Source organism: Marinobacterium rhizophilum DSM 18822 (genome assembly GCF_000378045.1).
Taxonomy (GTDB): domain Bacteria; phylum Pseudomonadota; class Gammaproteobacteria; order Pseudomonadales; family Balneatricaceae; genus Marinobacterium_A; species Marinobacterium_A rhizophilum.
Genome location: NZ_KB899102.1, coordinates 128,705 through 145,301 on the forward strand (window position 1 = coordinate 128,705; position 16,597 = coordinate 145,301).

Genomic DNA, 16,597 nt, shown 5'->3' on the forward strand with positions numbered 1-16,597 from the left:
TGGGCAAGCGCAGGGTTTGGGCCTGTGTGGTCCAGCAGTGTATTCGTCGCCTGATGGGCTGCGCTTCGCTGCGCCGCATCCTACAGGGTGGAAGCGACCCAGCTTTTGGTAGGTTGATGAGCAGCCCAACAAAGGTGGGTGGACGCTAATCCCGTTCATAACGTCTAAGCTGAACTGGCAACCGGGTTGCGCATGATCAGGGATAGATATGATGGAATACCGACGAATATGGAAGCCGGGCGGTACCTATTTCTTCACGGTAGTGCTTGCCGACCGCCATACCAGGCTGCTGGTCTGCAATATCGATTATCTGCGCCAGGCCTTTCGGCAAGCCAAAATTGCGCTGCCCTTCAGGCTGGAAGCGGCCGTGGTTTTACCCGATCACTTGCACTGCATCTGGACGCTGCCTGAGGGTGATGCCGACTATCCATGCCGGTGGCAGCATATTAAAGCCAGCTTTTCGAAAAAGTTGCCCAAGGCCACCGCAAGGTCCGCTAGTAAAGTGGCAAAACGTGAGCGGGGTATTTGGCAGCGTCGCTACTGGGAACATCTAATTCGTGACGAGCACGATCTGCATCGTCATCTTGATTACCTCCATTACAACCCGGTCAAGCATGGGTTGGTCGCGCACGTAAGTGACTGGCCCTATTCGAGTTTTCATCGTTATGTGGAGCGGGGCTTTTATGCCGCCGACTGGGGTGATGAGCCTGAAGCTTTCGATGCTGGTGAGTAGCAGGCCCGGCAGTTCATTCACCGCATGATGGGCTTCGCTGCGCTGCGCCGCATCCTACAAGGTGGAAGTAGTCCGGCTTTTGGCAGGTCGGGCGCAGCCCAGTAATGCATTTAGCGCGTGATTGGCTGCGCTTCGCTGCGCCGCATCCTACAGGGTGGAGGTAGTCCGGCTTTTGGCAGGTTGGGCGCAGCCCAACAATGTATTCACTGCGTGATGGGCTGCGCTGCGCTGTGCCGCATCCTACAGGGTGGAAGTAGTCCGGCTTTTGGCAGGTTGGGCACAGCCCAGCAATGCATTCACTGCGTGATGGGCTGCGCTTCGCTGCGCCGCATCCTACAGGGTGGAGGTAGTCCGGCTTTTGGTAGGTTGGGCGCAGCCCAACAATGCATTCACTCACTGCGTGATGGGCTGCGCTACGGGCTTTTCTTGCGGGGCAGGCGATATTGGCGCTCAGGCCGGCCGACGCTGCCGTAGTGAACATCGGCCATGAGTTCCTGCGTGCCCACCAGGTATTCCAGGTAGCGCCGTGCCGTGGTGCGGCTGGAGCCAATGGCCTCGCCGACCTGTTCGGCGCTGAGGCCCTTTTCGGTATCGGTGCGAAAAACGCCACGTATCTTTTCCAGTGTCAGGGTGTCGATGCCCTTGGGCAGGGGCGAGGCGCCTGCGGGGCTGCTGCGGCTGGCTGGGCTGCCGGTGCGCGGCAGCAGGCCATCCACTTCCTGCTGGGACAGGCTTTGCAGCTGCAGCAGGCGTTCGCGATGCTGGCGGTAATTGCTGAGCGCCTGTTGCAGACGGTCAAACACCAGCGGCTTGAGGATATAGTCGAATACCCCCCAGCGCAGCGCTTCGGTGAGGGTTTCGACTTCCTTGGCGGCGGTGATCATGACCACATCGGTGGCACTGTTCTCGGTACGCAGCCGGCGCAACAGCGACAGGCCGCTGCCATCGGGAAACTGTATATCCAGCAGCAGCAGGTCCGGGCGCATGACTTCGACCAGGTCCGCAGCATCCTGGGTGCTGTGGGCGATGCCCCGCACCTCAAAACCCTCGATACGCTCGACAAAGCGGCGCTGGATCTCGGCGATCTGGGGGTCGTCCTCGGCGATGATGACGCTGATGTTGGGCGTCATGCTGTGGCTCCATTGCCGCGGGGCAGCGAGAGGGCGTTGTCGGGAGTCTGGTTTCTGGGGGTCATACTGCGGCCTCCTTGGGAATATAGGCGGTAAAGCGCGCGCCACCACCCGTCGCTTCAGATACGGTGATTTCGCCACCCAGCTGGGTCAGTGTCTGGCGCACCAGGTGCAGACCAATGCCGCGGCTTTCGGACTTGCCGCTGATGCCGCGCTGAAAAATGCGCTCGCGCTCGGCCTCGGGCACGCCGGCTCCCTGGTCCTCCACTTCGAAGATGAGGTCCGATCCCAGGTCCGTCATCGACAGCTGTACCTGTTTGCCCTGGGCGGCCAGGGTTGCTTCGAAAGCATTATCGAGCAGGTTGCCGAGCAGGGTCACGATGCGCTCGGGGGTGACATGGGGCGGCAGAGCACCCATGTGGCTGTCCGGGTCGATCAGCAGCTGCAATCCCAGTTCGTGGGCGCGATTGTACTTGCCCAGCAGGCAGCCGGACAGTACCGGCTCTGTCACCGAGTCGACCAGCCAGCGCAGCAGCGCCTGATGCTCGCGGGTTTCCTGGCCGATGATCTCGAGTGCCCGGTCGCTGGCACCAATCTGGATAAGCCCTGCAATGGTGTGCAGCTTGTTGGCGTATTCATGGGCCTGGCTGCGCAGGGTTTCGGCGTACTGCTGGATCTGGGTGAGCTGGCGGCTGACCTGATCCAGTTCGTCCTTGCGTCTGAAGCTGGCCACGCCACCGATGACCTTCTGGCCATCGCGGATGGGGATGCGGTTGACGATCAGGGTCTGGCCCCGCAGCGTCAGTTCGCGGTCAAATTCGGGTTCGCCGCTGGCCAGCAGGTCCGGCAAGCGGCTGTCGGGCAGCACGTCCTGGATTGGCCGTCCGATCAGGGACTCAGTGTCGGCAAGCCCGAGAGTGGACGCCGCCGCCTTGTTGACGGTGCTGATCAGGCCCTCGGTGTTGACTGCAATGATGCCCTCGCGCACCGACTCCAGGGTCGCATTGCGTTCCTCGAACAGGCGGGCGATCTGGTGTGGTTCGAGCCCGAAGATGGCGGCCCGAAAGCGGCTGGAAATCCACACGGCCAGCAACACGGACAACAGCAGCAGCCCCAGGGTGACGCCGATGACGATACGCTGGTAGCCGTAAATCGCATTGTCCATGCTGGTGGTCAGATAGCCCACCGATACGACCCCCAGAATATCGCCCTCGTTGGAAAATATCGGTGCCTTGCCGCGGATCGAGGGGCCCAGGCTCCCGGTGGCCTTGGATATGTAGCTCTGGCCCTTTTTCAGGGCCCGCTCGTTGTCGCCGCCGACCATGGGCTTGCCGATGCGCTCTGGCAGTGGATGCGCAAGGCGCACGCCGCTGCTGTCGCCGATGGAAATGAAGCTGGCGTCGGTGGCTTCGCGCAGCTCCTCAGCCAGGCTCTGCATCTGGTTGCTGTCGCGCTCCAGTGCCGCCTGTCGGATCGACGGGGTCTGGGCAATCATGGAGGCCAGTTGCAGCGCCCGCAGGCCGATCTCGTCCTCCAGCGACGAGGCCAGGTAGCGCAGGGCGAACCCGCCAAGGAGGGCCGCCTGCAGCAGCACCAGCAGGCACATCATCAGCATCAACCGGGTGCTTATTTTGAATTTCGTCATGGTGTGTCCGGGGCCGCGTGTTGCTGTTTTTATTTTGAGCCCTGCGATTGCCGGCTTTATCGCAGTGTAACGCGAATTGGCGGTGGTCGCTGCGGTTGCGTTGGAGTATAATTCTACCCCCTTTATGCTGTGCTTCGTTTGCATGGCTTTATTTTTACGACATTTTTAGTTCACTTAAGTGGCCTGTCGTGAGGGTCACCACTGAGACAACAAGGGACATTCATGCCTGTTATTACACTCCCGGATGCCAGTCAGCGCAGCTTTGAAACTGCGGTTACCGTACATGACGTTGCGGCGTCTATCGGTGCCGGTCTTGCCAAGGCGGCACTCGCCGGCAAGGTTAACGGTACCCTGGTCGACACCAGCTACCTGATCACTGATGACTGCGATCTGGCCATTGTTACAGCGCGTGACGAAGAAGGCGTGGACGTTATCCGCCATTCCTGCGCACACCTGATGGCCATGGCGGTACAGCAGCTGTTTCCGGGTGCCCAGGTGACCATTGGTCCTGTGATCGACAACGGTTTCTATTACGACTTCGCCTATGAGCGGCCCTTTACGCCGGAAGATCTGGCCAAGATCGAAAAGCGCATGCAGGAGCTGTCTAAGGAAAACCTGGCGGTGACCCGTTCGCTGATGGGACGTGATGACGCTGTCGCCATGTTTGAAAAAATGGGCGAACGCTACAAGGTACAGATTATCGAAGCCATTCCGGGTGACGAAGATCTGTCGTTCTACGGCCAGGGCGACTTTATCGACCTGTGCCGTGGGCCGCATGTTCCCTCCACCGGCCATATCAAGGCATTCAAGCTGATGAAGGTGGCGGGTGCCTACTGGCGTGGCGATTCGAACAACGAAATGCTGCAGCGCATTTACGGTACGGCCTGGGGCGACAAGAAAGACCTCAAGGAATACCTGCATCGCCTTGAAGAAGCCGAAAAGCGTGATCATCGCAAACTCGGCAAGCAGCTGAACCTGTTCCACCTGCAGGAAGAAGCGCCGGGCATGGTGTTCTGGCATCCGCAGGGCTGGGTTCTGTACCAGGAAATTGAGCAGTACATGCGTGCCAAGCAGCGTGCGCATGGCTACCAGGAGATCAAGACGCCGCAGGTGGTGGAACGCACCCTGTGGGAAAAGTCCGGTCACTGGGACAAGTTTGCCGAAGAGATGTTTACCACGCATTCGGAGCATCGCGATTTTGCGATCAAGCCCATGAACTGCCCCTGCCATGTGCAGGTGTTCAACCAGGGTTTGCGCTCGTACCGTGAAATGCCGCTGCGCCTGGCCGAGTTCGGCGCCTGTCACCGCAATGAGCCCTCGGGCGCTCTGCACGGCATCATGCGCGTACGCGGCTTCGTGCAGGACGACGCACACATTTTCTGTGCTGAGGGTGATATTCAGAGCGAAGTGGCTAGCTTTATCGGCTTTCTGCATGAAGTCTATGCCGACTTTGGTTTTACCGAGGTCATCTACAAGCTCTCGACCCGGCCCGAAAAACGTGTCGGTTCCGACGAAAGCTGGGACAAGGCGGAGAAATCCCTGGCCGATGCGCTCGACGCAGCAGGTCTCGACTGGCAGGAATTGCCGGGTGAAGGAGCCTTCTACGGTCCCAAGATCGAATTTTCTTTGAAAGATTGTCTCGGTCGAGTGTGGCAGTGCGGTACTATACAGGTCGATTTCTCGATGCCGGGCCGTTTGGGTGCCCAGTTCGTGAATGAGGCGGGTGAACGCGAGACTCCGGTCATGCTGCACCGGGCGATCCTCGGATCCTTCGAGCGGTTTATCGGTATTCTGATTGAAAACTTTGCCGGCGCATTGCCGACATGGTTGGCTCCACAGCAGGTTGCGGTACTGAACATTACCGACAAACAGGCTGAATATAGTAAAAAAGTGGCGCAACTTCTTGAAGATAAGGGCTTCCGAGCGCAAGCGGACTTGAGAAACGAGAAGATCGGCTTTAAAATCCGCGAGCGCACGCTACAGAAGATTCCATATCTACTGGTAGTAGGCGATAAGGAAGTAGAATCAGGTTCCCTGGCAGTGCGTACTCGCTCGGGCGAGGACCTGGGTACCTTGTCAATCGAAGAGTTCGTAACCCTTCTGTCACAAGACGTGACCCGGAAGGGACGCCAGAATTAATCTGAGCAGGAGATAGTACCATCAGGCGCGATAACAGACGCGGCGAGAAACGCCCATCGATCAACGACAATATTCGAGCTAACGAGTGTCGGCTGATCGGTCCCGACGGTAGCCAGATTGGAATAGTTTCGATCAAAGACGCGCTTGAGGCAGCTCAAGAAGCGGGCCTTGACCTCGTACAGATTGCAGACTCCGATCCCATCGTGTGTAAAGTGATGGATTACGGCAAGCATCAGTACGAAGCTAAAAAGCAGCAGAACCTGGCCAAGAAAAAGCAGGTTCAGATGCAGGTCAAGGAAGTGAAATTCCGTCCTGGGACGGAAGAAGGGGATTACCAGGTAAAACTGCGCAACCTGGTACGTTTCCTTGAAGCCGGAGACAAGGCAAAAGTGACCTTGAGATTTCGTGGTCGCGAGATGGCCCATCAGGAACTGGGCATGCAGCTGATGTTACGGGTCGAAAAAGACCTGGAAGAGCTGGGTGTCGTAGAACAGCGTCCTAAGATGGAAGGCCGTCAGATGACCATGGTCATTGCTCCGAAGAAGAAAAAGTAGTCTGAACTGCGCACCGCCCGTAACTGCTTCTTCACTGAGGTAGCTGCGGGTTTTGCACATGTTCAGGTGAACACAACTTAACGAATGCGTGGGGATTTTGGAAATGCCTAAGATCAAGTCAAACCGTGGCGCTGCCAAGCGCTTCAAGAAAACTGCCAACGGCTTCAAGCACAAGCAGTCCTTCAAAAGTCACATTCTGACCAAGAAAAGCACCAAGCGTAAGCGTCAGCTGCGTCCGATGCTGCAGGTTCATGCAGCGGACAAGGCTCTCGTCAAGCGCATGCTGCCGTACATCTAAGTCTTTATTTAGACTCTTGGTATCAACAGAATTTTAGGAAGGTATTGCAATGGCTCGCGTTAAACGTGGTGTGCAAGCACGTCGTCGTCACAAGAAAGTATTGAAGCAGGCAAAGGGTTACTACGGTGCCCGTAGCCGTGTATTCCGTGTTGCCAAACAGGCAGTTATCAAAGCAGGTCAGTACGCGTACCGCGACCGTCGTCAACGTAAGCGTCAGTTCCGTGCTCTGTGGATTGCCCGTATCAACGCTGCAGCCCGCATCAACGGCATGTCTTACAGCCGTCTGATCGCTGGTCTGAAAAAAGCTAGCATCGAAATCGACCGTAAGGTCCTGGCTGATCTGGCTGTACACGAGCAGGGCGCGTTTACTGCTGTCGTCGAAAAAGCGAAAGCTGCTCTGGCGTAAGGCAACCCGCCTCTTGTAGGTAATTGATCGAATCGAAACGGGGGAAGGGTGCAAGCTCTTCCCCTGTTTTTCTTTGGAGCCGGTAATGGAAAACATTGAGCCCCTGTTGGCACAGGGCATTGCTGCCGTAGAACAGGCTGCGAGTACTCAGGATCTGGATCAGGTCCGTGTTCAGTATCTCGGTAAGAAAGGTCATCTTACTCAGCTGCTGAAAGGGCTGGGGCAGTTGTCTGCTGAGGAGCGCCCGCAAGCAGGCGCACGCATCAACGAAGCCAAGCAGGCGTTGCAGGATGTCCTCAACGCACGCAAGGATGAGCTCGAAGGCGCGGCGCTGAACGCCAAGCTTGCCGCCGAAACCATCGACGTGACCCTGCCCGGTCGTGGCCAGGCGCTCGGTGGACTGCACCCGGTCACCAAGACCCTGGAGCGGATTGAAGCCTTCTTTGCCAATATCGGTTACAGCGTGGCCGAAGGGCCTGAAATCGAAGATGACTACCACAACTTCGAGGCGCTCAACATTCCGGCGCATCACCCCGCGCGGGCGATGCACGACACCTTTTATTTCGACGCCCACACCCTGCTGCGTACCCATACCTCTCCGGTGCAGATTCGCACGCTTGAGGAGCAGAAGCCGCCGGTGCGCATTATCTGCCCCGGTCGCGTGTATCGCTGCGATTACGACCAGACTCATTCCCCGATGTTCCATCAGGTTGAAGGTCTGCTGGTCGACAAGAACATCAGCTTCGCTGACCTGAAGGGCACGCTGGAACAATTCCTGCGCGAATTCTTCGAGGAAGACGTGAAGGTGCGTTTCCGTCCGTCTTACTTCCCCTTCACCGAGCCTTCGATCGAAGTCGATATCGACCGTGGTGACGGCAAGTGGCTGGAAGTGCTTGGCTGCGGCATGGTGCACCCCAAGGTATTCGCGTCCGTGGGCATTGACCCTGAAGAATACACCGGCTTCGCCTTTGGCATGGGTGTTGAGCGCCTGGCCATGCTGCGCTATGGCGTAAATGACCTGCGCCTTTTCTTTGAAAACGATCTGCGTTTCCTCGGCCAGTTCAACTAGCGCGCCTCCCGGTTTGGCTGCGGCCGAGCCGGGTGGCGTGTGCGAGCTGCTCGCGGTGTGGAAGCGACTTTTAACAGATTAGTCAGGACAGCAGAATGAAATTCAGTGAAGAGTGGTTGCGTGAGCTGGTCAACCCGGCGATCGACACCGATGCCCTGGTGGCGCAGATCACCATGGCGGGACTTGAAGTAGACGAGGTTGTGCCGGTTGCCGGTGCATTTTCCGGCGTTATCGTGGGCGAAATTCTCACCGCAGAACCCCACCCCAATGCCGACAAGTTGCAGGTATGCATCGTGTCCGACGGACACGAGCAGCACCAGGTTGTGTGCGGCGCGCCCAATGCCCGTGCCGGCCTGAAAACCTCTTTCGCCAAGGTCGGGGCCGTACTGCCCGGCGATTTCAAGATCAAGAAGGCCAAGCTGCGCCAGGTCGAGTCGTTCGGCATGCTGTGCGCCGAAGACGAGCTGGGTCTGTCGCAGGATCACGGCGGCATCATGGAGCTGGCCGCGGATGCGCCGGTGGGCCATTGCCTGCGTGACTACCTGAGACTGAACGACAAGATTATCGACGTTGACCTGACTCCCAACCGCGGCGATTGCCTGAGCATCACCGGTCTGGCCCGCGAAGTCGGGGTACTGAACAAGGTCGGGGTGACCTTTGTTGAGCCTGTGCCTGTTGAGCCGGTCATCAAGGATGCCTTTGCCGTTGTGCTGGAGGCCAAGGCCGCCTGCCCGCGTTACGTGGGTCGGGTGATCCGTCGCATCAACCCGCAGGCCGAATCGCCGCTGTGGATGGTCGAGAAGCTGCGCCGTGCCGGTATCCGTTCCATCGATCCGGTGGTGGATGTCACCAACTACGTGTTGCTGGAACTCGGTCAGCCGATGCATGCCTTCGACCTGGCCAAGCTCAGCGGCAGCATTCTGGTGCGCGAAGCCCAGGATGGCGAAAAGCTGACGCTGCTGGATGGCCAGGAAGTTGAACTCAAGGCCGGTACCCTGCTGATCACCGACGAGCAGGGCCCGCTTGCCATGGCCGGTATCATGGGCGGCGAGGGTAGCAGTGTCACCAGCGAGACCCGCGACATCTTCCTCGAAAGCGCTTTCTTCGCGCCGCTGGCCATCGCTGGCCGCGCACGCGCCTACGGCCTGCACACCGACTCGTCCCACCGCTTCGAACGCGGTGTCGACTGGCGTTTGCAGCGCACGGCGATCGAGCGCGCCACCGAGCTGCTGCTTGAAATCGTCGGTGGTGAGCCGGGCCCGGTTACCGAGGTCAAGAGCGAAGAGCACTTGCCCGAGGTGGCCCGGATTCGCCTGCGTCACGCACGCGTTAACCAGCTGCTGGCATTTGACATGCCGGCTGCCGAGATCGAGGAAATTCTTACCCGTCTGGGTCTGCAGCTGAGCGAATGCGAAGCGGGCGTCTGGGACGTGGCAGTGCCCTCGTACCGGTTCGATATCGAGATCGAAGTCGATCTGATTGAAGAGCTGGCCCGGGTGTACGGTTACAACAACCTGCCGGTGAAAACGCCGATGGCGGCGCTGCCGATCAAACCCATCGTCGAGTCGCGGGTTGAAACCCGCAGCATGCGCCGTACCCTGGTTGCACTGGGGTACCAGGAAGCGATCACCTACAGCTTCATCGAAGCGGGCCTGGCGCAGCAGTTTGACGATCAGTACGACGCTATCGTCCTGGCCAACCCGATCTCGGCCGAAATGGCGGTCATGCGTACCAGCCTGTGGCCGGGCCTGGCCAAGGCGCTGCAGTACAACCAGAACCGTCAGCAGGACCGTGTGCGCCTGTTCGAGACGGGCCAGCGTTTTCTGCCCAGGGGCGGTGAGCTGGTGCAGGAAAACGTGATTGCCGGTGTGGTTGCCGGTAGCCGTGAGCCTGAAGGCTGGACCGGCAAGGCGCAGAAGGTCGATTTCTATGACCTCAAGGGTCATGTCGAGTCCCTGCTGGCACTGGGAGGTGCGGCGCAGCAATACAGCGTTGCCTCCGCCAGCCACGTGGCGCTGCACCCGGGCCAGAGCGCTGCGATAAAGCGTGACGGCAAGGTCGTGGGTTACATGGGGGCGCTGCATCCGAACCTGGTCAAGTCGCTGGACCTGGATGGCCCTGTCTACCTGTTTGAGCTCAAGCTCGAGACACTGGCCGATGGTCGCCTGCCACGCTTCAGCGAACTGTCGAAGTTCCCCGAGTCGCGTCGTGACCTGGCACTGATCGTGGATGAAAAAATGCCCTTCGACACCCTGCGCACCGTGGCGCTGAAAGAGGGTGGGGAGTACCTCAAGGAAGTCACCCTGTTCGACGTCTATCAGGGCCAAGGTATTGAAGCAGGACGAAAAAGTCTGGCTATCGGCTTGACCTGGCAGCATCCATCGCGCACTCTTAACGATGAAGAGATCAATGGAACTATCCAGTCTGTGGTCGGCGCGCTGAAATCTGAGTTCGGTGCCACATTGCGAGAGTAATGATAGGGGTGAAAGGCATGGGCTCTTTGACAAAAGCTGAAATGGCGGAGCGCTTGAACGAGGAACTCGGTCTCAACAAGCGTGAAGCCAAGGAAATGGTCGAATCCTTCTTTGACGAGATTCGTGCCAGTCTGGCGTCAAACGAGCAGGTGAAGTTGTCGGGTTTCGGCAACTTCGACCTTCGCGACAAACGGCAGCGGCCCGGCCGCAACCCCAAAACCGGTGAAGAGGTCCCCATCTGCGCACGGCGGGTGGTGACCTTTCGTCCGGGTCAAAAACTCAAGGATCGAGTAGACGCTTATGCCGACAGCCGGCCTGACTAAGGGCCTGTTAACGCTGCTCGAACCGTCTCTGTTGTGACTAAAAAAGCCCCAATTAAGGCACGAGGAGTGTGGTTTGGTGGTTCCAAATGAGCGACGAGCAACGCAGAGTGGGGCTTTGTTAGCCTCAACCCGAAGGGCTGGGGACATTATTTCGTCCAGCGGCGTTGTCAGCCACACATGCAGACCCGTTACACTGTGCTCTTTCCGTCTTGCTGGTCAAAAAAATGGCCTTCAGCAGCGATGACTCAAGCAGCATTAGCAGACCCTAACTCCCGGCTGGAACCCATTCCCAACAAGCGCTATTTCACGATCGGTGAGGTGGCAAAATTATGCGACCTCAAGACCCATGTGTTGCGTTACTGGGAGCAGGAATTCCACCAGATAAGCCCGGTAAAGCGCAGTAACCGCCGCTACTACCAGCGCCAGGATGTCCTGGTGATTCGTCAGATACGCAGTCTGCTGCACGAGCAGGGCTACACCATCAGCGGAGCCCGCCAGTGGCTCTCGGGCGAGCAGGCAGGGGACGACGCGGCCCGCTACAAGCAGCTGGTGCGCCAGACCATCACCGAGCTCGAAGAACTGTTGGCCTCGCTTAAAAGTTTTTGAGAAAAAACTTCACAGTATCAAAACCTTAGGGTATATTACCCACCACTTGAAACGCAGCAGCAATTGCAGCAGTTTTTCAGGCACAGTCGGGGCGTAGCGCAGTCTGGTAGCGCACTTGCATGGGGTGCAAGGGGTCGAAGGTTCAAATCCTTTCGTCCCGACCATTATTTCTTTAGATTCATAGTCTTACAGCCCGTCCGGGCAGATCAAAATCTGATCATCAAAAACATATCAAACTAATATCAAAAATGCGCATGCGCGCTAGCGGCCTACATTCGCTTTCTTGCTCAGCGAATCAGATGACTTTCAGGTCGGCAGTAACTTCAACCCACCGTATTTCGTCGTGATCAGCATCATAGTTCTTGGTCATCTTGGCGGTCGCGTGGCCGGCGAGTTGCTGTGGGTCTGCGCCGGCATCCTTGTATAGCTTGATACCGAGTGCGCGGATCTCGTGAAATGACGGGCGTTCTTCCTCTGGCATTGCTTTTATCGATTCAACTTTCTCGGCGATCTCTTTAAACGTACGAGTGGCCATTTCCGGTTTGATCTGCGTCCAGTGTTCCTGGCCGTCCCATTTTACCTTGCGCTGTGGTCGGCGATGGATGACGAAGGGGCTCGCAAGATCATCGCGGCACTTCTTTAATACCTTGTCCAGTTCGGGCGTCATCCTGATTTTCAAATAGCCGGTGTCGTACTTCTGGGTTTTATGCTGGATCACGTAGAGCGCGTCGTCGCGGATATCGGTGAACTTGATATTCACGATGTCCTCACGCCGCTGCAGTGTGATCAGTGCCAGGCTCATCGCATTGACCAGCCAGTCCGGTGCCAGCGCTCGGATCGACTTGAACTGTGCCAGTGTCAGGCGCTTGCGTTGTTTCTTCTCCCGTCGCTTGAGGGTGGCTTCAGACGGGTTGTGGTCCATGAGCCCACGGGCGATCGCTACCTTGAATGTATCGCCGGCCACCTGTCGCACCTGATTCGCCACCCGTGGCGTTTTACCTTCCATCAGATCGGCCATGTCCTTCACTGTGACCTCATCCATGCCTTTGCCACCGAAGGCTGCGACCATCTGCCGCCAACGGATCTCGTACATCTCGAGTGTAGAGGCGGCGTATTCGCGTTCCGGTAGGCTATTTTCACGCATCCAGTCGATGTGGGCCTGCACGGTCACTTTTCCCAGCACAGTGCCGACAAGATCGGTACCACCCATCAGGATGCCGTTAAGTTGCTTGGCAGCTTTCACCGCCTCTGCCTTGTCCGACCCCACACCGTGCAGCTTCCCAGTAACGGGATGGCGGTACTGAAAAGACTTGCCGCTGTTGGCCCGGTAGAGGTTGGCCGGGAGGTCTTTGTTTCGCCGGGAGCGAGGACGTGGACTCATTAGGATGCCTTCAGTACTGAATCGACCAGCGGGTTGCCCGTGGTGCTGAGCTGCCCAATGTTTACATAGTAGACGCCACCGATACGCTCGCCCGGCAGGTCGCCGTTATCGATCCAGCGCCGGATCGTCGAGAGCGCTGGCTTGGAGCCGTCGCAAAAAAAATTTTCGCGGTATTTAGAGGCTTTCATCAACTGTTTTTTCATCGTATCTCAAATCCCTGCGGTCTTAACATCGCCACACTGTCACTTTTGTGTTGAGGTATGGGCCACTACCCTAGATCGGTATCCGAGATACCTGCTGATATTATCCGTAAATCAGCGTCCTCTGTGTGCCGTCTAACAGCGGAAAAACTGAGATTAGGCGCGTCGACAACGCTCTGTATTCCGTGCTAGGCAAATTTCATCTGATCATAGCGAACTAAAAAAGAGGAGCAATAGCGATTGAAATTAGTAATGTCTGGTACGGATAATGATATTGTTTCTGCGAACTCAAATGTGCTGCTGGTGAGTAGAGCAATTGACACCATATTTCCAGTGTCAATTTCGACATCTCTTATCTAGTCGGTTCCCGACTCTGAGACATTCTAACTATTTAATTACTAAGTCCGTTTCGGATTTTTAAAAGATGAATAGATTGTAGGTATTCGGAAAATCAATCATAAAAACTTATTCAGCCGGAATGAACTCAACTTGTATGTTTGTTATCTCATGATAGTGTTGATCGTGAGTAAAGACATTTTATTTGGCTACATAGAATATATTATATGGGTGAGATGAGTGAACTATTTTGAATCGTTGAATCGTTGAGTCGTTTTTAAAAAAATATATTGGTAGCGAAAATCTATTTTCGCTAAAGCTCTGTTAATGTTTATTCGGAGGTTTTCATGGAGAATTTCAAATATCTATTTATTTTGTTTTTGATTTTTTTTGTAATAGATGCCGTTGGTAATATCGTAAAGGGCTATTTCAGGTCTGTAGGAGCGGGGCGCCAGAAACGCCCATCACCTAATGAAAAAATTTTTAGACGGGTCGACTCGGTTGAAAAGTCACTCGATCAAAGGTTACTCCAGTTGGAACAACGAGTATCACGTTTGGAGCAGTGGATGGGGTTAAGGTCAAAATAGTGTTTTTTTGACTTCATTATATTGACCTAAGCTGTCCAAGCATAGGATTTGATTTATCTGTAATATTTTTTCGATTTCACCACCGCAGCTTTTCTAGGTCGCCCTCCCACCGCTGGGTTGGGCGCCATTCCTAGTGCGGGGAGCCAGTGTTCGGCTTTATCCAGCGCCTCTATTAGCAGCGTCAGCGTCCGAATATAATCTTTCTGTGTCGCCACTGAAAACTGTTGGTCGGAAAACCACTGCGTTTTTATCCAGCGACAATGTTTAAGTCGAATTTGTTCTGGGTATATAATACCGGAAAACCGAGTCGATATTGCATTCAGAATTGCAAACAGTCGCTGGATATGATCCTGCTGGGTTTTATTAGCCATCGTATCCCAACGAATTCTGGTCAAAATGGGTTTAATATTCACTGTCTTTTCCTCCCGCCTACGTATGCCACCCCTGTTCTGTGTTCGCCATGACCTGCCTCTCGGGCAACTTGCTGCCGTCCAACCCTGTCGAGCTCTCGGTCAACTGGCTGCCCCCGAACAGGAGCTGGTTGCCCAGTGACTTCCTCATATGTCTCGATTAATCGTGCTGCTCGTAGATCATGAAAACATCTGATACCTGCGCCTTTGAGAACCGCCCGGATCGGTTTGGCCTCGCGGTTCAGGAATTGCCGAAATGTTTCGTCGTATTGCAGCAGGTTATTTGAGCCATGGGGGCACACCGATAACGCGCAGACTAGCGCGTGATTCTGGCGAGGCCCCACGTGAATGCGGCGCTCGGGTGATCGTCGACCACCTTTCGTACCGTCGAGTATTGTGACAAAACTGTGTTTGGCCGCCTCTTGTACAAGTCGGGGGAGGTTCGCGAGGACTGCCTCGCGATACCGTAGCCCGAATGCGCGGGCGAGCAGAATGATTGCAGCACCGCGAGCGTAACCCATCTGCTCGGCGATCTCGACGGCCTCTTCAACCTCGGACCAATCACCGCCTGGTAACGTTGTTCGCACGTGACGTCGGCGACCGACTGCGGCGGCGGGCTCGATGATTAGCTTTTTATCCCGCCGAAATCCGCTGAGAACTACATTCACCGTCGACAGTAGATTCTGAGCGTAGGAAACCCGCATCCGACCCTGGTCGACGAGATCCGCCAGCGACTGAGCGTATGCACTGACGTGTTCGAGTCGAATTTTGCGGGCATCCCTGATGTCGAATTCCGACCGTAAAAACCGGGTAAATTGCCGGAACCTGACGTGGTGGGTATGCCGCGTCAGATAATGACCGTGGCCGTATAGCCACAGGAGGCATATATAGGCCGCAAACGACAATTGTTTGCCATAGCCGAAATTGCGGCGTCGCACGGAGTGCTGAAAACGCCGGTAATCGGAGTCCGCTCTGAAATCCTGCACCATGCCAGTTTCCCTGTGTATCTCCGTTGATCGAAGTTCTGTACAGCAGCTGCGAGACCTGCAGCGCATAGGGCCTGTGTCTCGCAACGTCAGCTCATGCCCCCGCGCTGCAGTCAGCGTAGGAACCCAGATGGGTCAATGAGCTGTCCGGCGTGCTGTGAAACGCCGTTGTTGTATTCGGACCTCCGGCCGTGAATCGTGGGGATGGGGCAGCCTGACCGTTACCGTGGTCGTGGAAGGAGCGAGGGGGTCGACGATAGTCGAGCGTAAGGTGTTTGAACCGCAGAGGGAGCACTGCGAGGGTGGCGCACCGCTGGCCAAGAGGCCGCTCCTAGCAAACGCCGAGGTTTTAGTTCGGGTTATGGTTCGCGCACTGGAGGGTTAATCGCGCTATACCACGACTTGTCCCTAGTATCTCTTTGCTCTGAGAGCGTTTTAAAAAAACGCCGCAGGGGGCGTATATGATGGACTGATTATGTGTACTCAATCAGTGTGTGACGGTATGAGCGTCATTGGGGAATGCCGACGAATGCGGCCTTATAGGACTATGCTTGGCGTGCTGATTGTTTAACCTGGCCCGCTACCAGGGCAGCGCTGCTGCGGATGAATATCCACGATAATTCGATGTGGCTCGCTCGTCAAGCTGGAAAAGCGCTGAGAACAGACTACTAGTACAGATTGGAGCCTGGCGAAACAAACCGACTACTGTTTGTTGTGTACCTGTGGGTACACTGGGTATAACTTTTAGGGTGTTATTGTTCTCAGTGTACCCACAGTGTACCTGTAGGTACACTGTCTCACTCACCTGACGAAGCCGGTTTCTGCGAAAAAAATTCAAAGAATCGAATCCAATTGAAGCAGCTAGGCTGTAATAAGGCTAGGATGACTATCCTAGCTATCACTGCTGTTACAAATATTCGGAATTATCAGAATTAACAGAAAAATGCTGGGGCTTTTGACGGGATAGAGCATAAATCGAGACCTGTCGAAAAACGTCTGCTCTGTGCCCAGGCTGTGTGAAAACGCCCCAACCGATATACTGATGCCAAGGCTGGCAGCGGGGAGCGGACGTGAAGCGCTTTATACAGGGAGTTGATCGAAACCAGAGTACGCTGTTTCCCGAAACGCTGGATACCTCTGCCCAGCCAATGACCGGCTTATATGGCGTATGACGACAGAAGAGAAAGGCAGAAAGCTGCACCGATATTGGAGTTCAAACTGCCAAGCCTGTCACCTGAAAGTTGAGTGTACGCCAAGCAAGCAGCGACGCGTCACGCGTTGGGAACATGAAGCGATACTGGAAGCGGCGCAAGAGCGTTT

General features: G+C 56.1%; 16 protein-coding genes, 1 tRNA gene and 1 pseudogene. 12 read left to right on the forward strand and 6 right to left on the reverse strand.

Features of this window, described 5'->3' with window-relative positions; translation table 11 throughout:
• Positions 1-208: 208 nt before the first annotated feature.
• Positions 209-733, forward strand: coding sequence for an REP-associated tyrosine transposase (locus F451_RS0115585; protein ID WP_020682323.1), 525 nt, complete (start codon positions 209-211; stop codon positions 731-733).
• 413 nt (positions 734-1,146) lie between these two features.
• On the opposite strand, the gene F451_RS0115590 is transcribed toward F451_RS0115585, so the two are convergent.
• Entirely contained in the window at positions 1,147-1,863 is a 717-nt protein-coding gene (locus F451_RS0115590) for a response regulator (RefSeq protein WP_020682324.1), read from the reverse strand.
• Between the two features lie 61 nt (positions 1,864-1,924).
• Positions 1,925-3,508, reverse strand: coding sequence for an ATP-binding protein (locus F451_RS0115595; RefSeq protein WP_020682325.1), 1,584 nt, complete (start codon positions 3,506-3,508; stop codon positions 1,925-1,927).
• Positions 3,509-3,730: 222 nt separating this feature from the next.
• On the opposite strand from F451_RS0115595, the gene thrS reads away from it, so the two are divergent.
• The 9 genes from thrS to F451_RS0115640 all read left to right on the forward strand — a co-directional run bounded on the left by thrS (position 3,731) and on the right by F451_RS0115640 (position 11,541).
• Entirely contained in the window at positions 3,731-5,647 is a 1,917-nt protein-coding gene (thrS, locus tag F451_RS0115600; protein ID WP_020682326.1) for a threonine--tRNA ligase, read from the forward strand.
• A 20-nt stretch (positions 5,648-5,667) separates the two neighbouring features.
• Complete coding sequence (gene infC, locus F451_RS0115605) at positions 5,668-6,201, forward strand: translation initiation factor IF-3 (RefSeq protein WP_083928446.1); 534 nt, start codon at positions 5,668-5,670, stop codon at positions 6,199-6,201.
• 103 nt (positions 6,202-6,304) lie between these two features.
• On the forward strand, positions 6,305-6,499 hold the full coding sequence (gene rpmI, locus F451_RS0115610) for a 50S ribosomal protein L35 (protein WP_020682328.1): 195 nt from the start codon (positions 6,305-6,307) through the stop codon (positions 6,497-6,499).
• A gap of 49 nt (positions 6,500-6,548) precedes the next feature.
• On the forward strand, positions 6,549-6,905 hold the full coding sequence (gene rplT / locus F451_RS0115615; protein ID WP_026291807.1) for a 50S ribosomal protein L20: 357 nt from the start codon (positions 6,549-6,551) through the stop codon (positions 6,903-6,905).
• A gap of 85 nt (positions 6,906-6,990) precedes the next feature.
• Positions 6,991-7,974: a phenylalanine--tRNA ligase subunit alpha gene (gene pheS, locus F451_RS0115620; protein ID WP_020682330.1), complete on the forward strand. Its 984-nt coding sequence runs from the start codon at positions 6,991-6,993 to the stop codon at positions 7,972-7,974.
• A 95-nt stretch (positions 7,975-8,069) separates the two neighbouring features.
• Positions 8,070-10,448, forward strand: coding sequence for a phenylalanine--tRNA ligase subunit beta (pheT, locus tag F451_RS0115625; RefSeq protein WP_020682331.1), 2,379 nt, complete (start codon positions 8,070-8,072; stop codon positions 10,446-10,448).
• A gap of 17 nt (positions 10,449-10,465) precedes the next feature.
• On the forward strand, positions 10,466-10,771 hold the full coding sequence (ihfA, locus tag F451_RS0115630) for an integration host factor subunit alpha (protein ID WP_026291808.1): 306 nt from the start codon (positions 10,466-10,468) through the stop codon (positions 10,769-10,771).
• Between the two features lie 240 nt (positions 10,772-11,011).
• Positions 11,012-11,377, forward strand: coding sequence for a MerR family transcriptional regulator (locus tag F451_RS0115635; protein ID WP_020682333.1), 366 nt, complete (start codon positions 11,012-11,014; stop codon positions 11,375-11,377).
• 87 nt (positions 11,378-11,464) lie between these two features.
• Positions 11,465-11,541: transfer RNA gene (locus F451_RS0115640), tRNA-Pro, on the forward strand.
• 131 nt (positions 11,542-11,672) lie between these two features.
• Here F451_RS0115640 and F451_RS0115645 read toward each other — a convergent pair.
• Both F451_RS0115645 and F451_RS0115650 read right to left on the reverse strand, forming a co-directional pair.
• On the reverse strand, positions 11,673-12,758 hold the full coding sequence (locus F451_RS0115645; RefSeq protein WP_020682334.1) for a phage integrase Arm DNA-binding domain-containing protein: 1,086 nt from the start codon (positions 12,756-12,758) through the stop codon (positions 11,673-11,675).
• Complete coding sequence (locus F451_RS0115650) at positions 12,758-12,961, reverse strand: MerR family transcriptional regulator (RefSeq protein WP_020682335.1); 204 nt, start codon at positions 12,959-12,961, stop codon at positions 12,758-12,760. The genes F451_RS0115645 and F451_RS0115650 overlap by 1 nt, the downstream gene beginning before the upstream one ends.
• Before the next feature lie 680 nt (positions 12,962-13,641).
• Between F451_RS0115650 and F451_RS27805 the strand changes: the two genes are divergently transcribed.
• Entirely contained in the window at positions 13,642-13,881 is a 240-nt protein-coding gene (locus F451_RS27805) for a hypothetical protein (protein ID WP_156826511.1), read from the forward strand.
• Positions 13,882-13,934: 53 nt separating this feature from the next.
• Here F451_RS27805 and F451_RS0115655 read toward each other — a convergent pair whose 3' ends face one another.
• Positions 13,935-14,294, reverse strand: coding sequence for a hypothetical protein (locus F451_RS0115655; protein ID WP_020682336.1), 360 nt, complete (start codon positions 14,292-14,294; stop codon positions 13,935-13,937).
• On the reverse strand, positions 14,291-15,280 hold the full coding sequence (locus tag F451_RS0115660; protein ID WP_020682337.1) for an integrase domain-containing protein: 990 nt from the start codon (positions 15,278-15,280) through the stop codon (positions 14,291-14,293). The genes F451_RS0115655 and F451_RS0115660 overlap by 4 nt, the downstream gene beginning before the upstream one ends.
• Before the next feature lie 1,129 nt (positions 15,281-16,409).
• Here F451_RS0115660 and F451_RS27285 point away from each other — a divergent pair.
• Positions 16,410-16,597: pseudogene (locus F451_RS27285) on the forward strand (transposase); the annotation flags it as partial.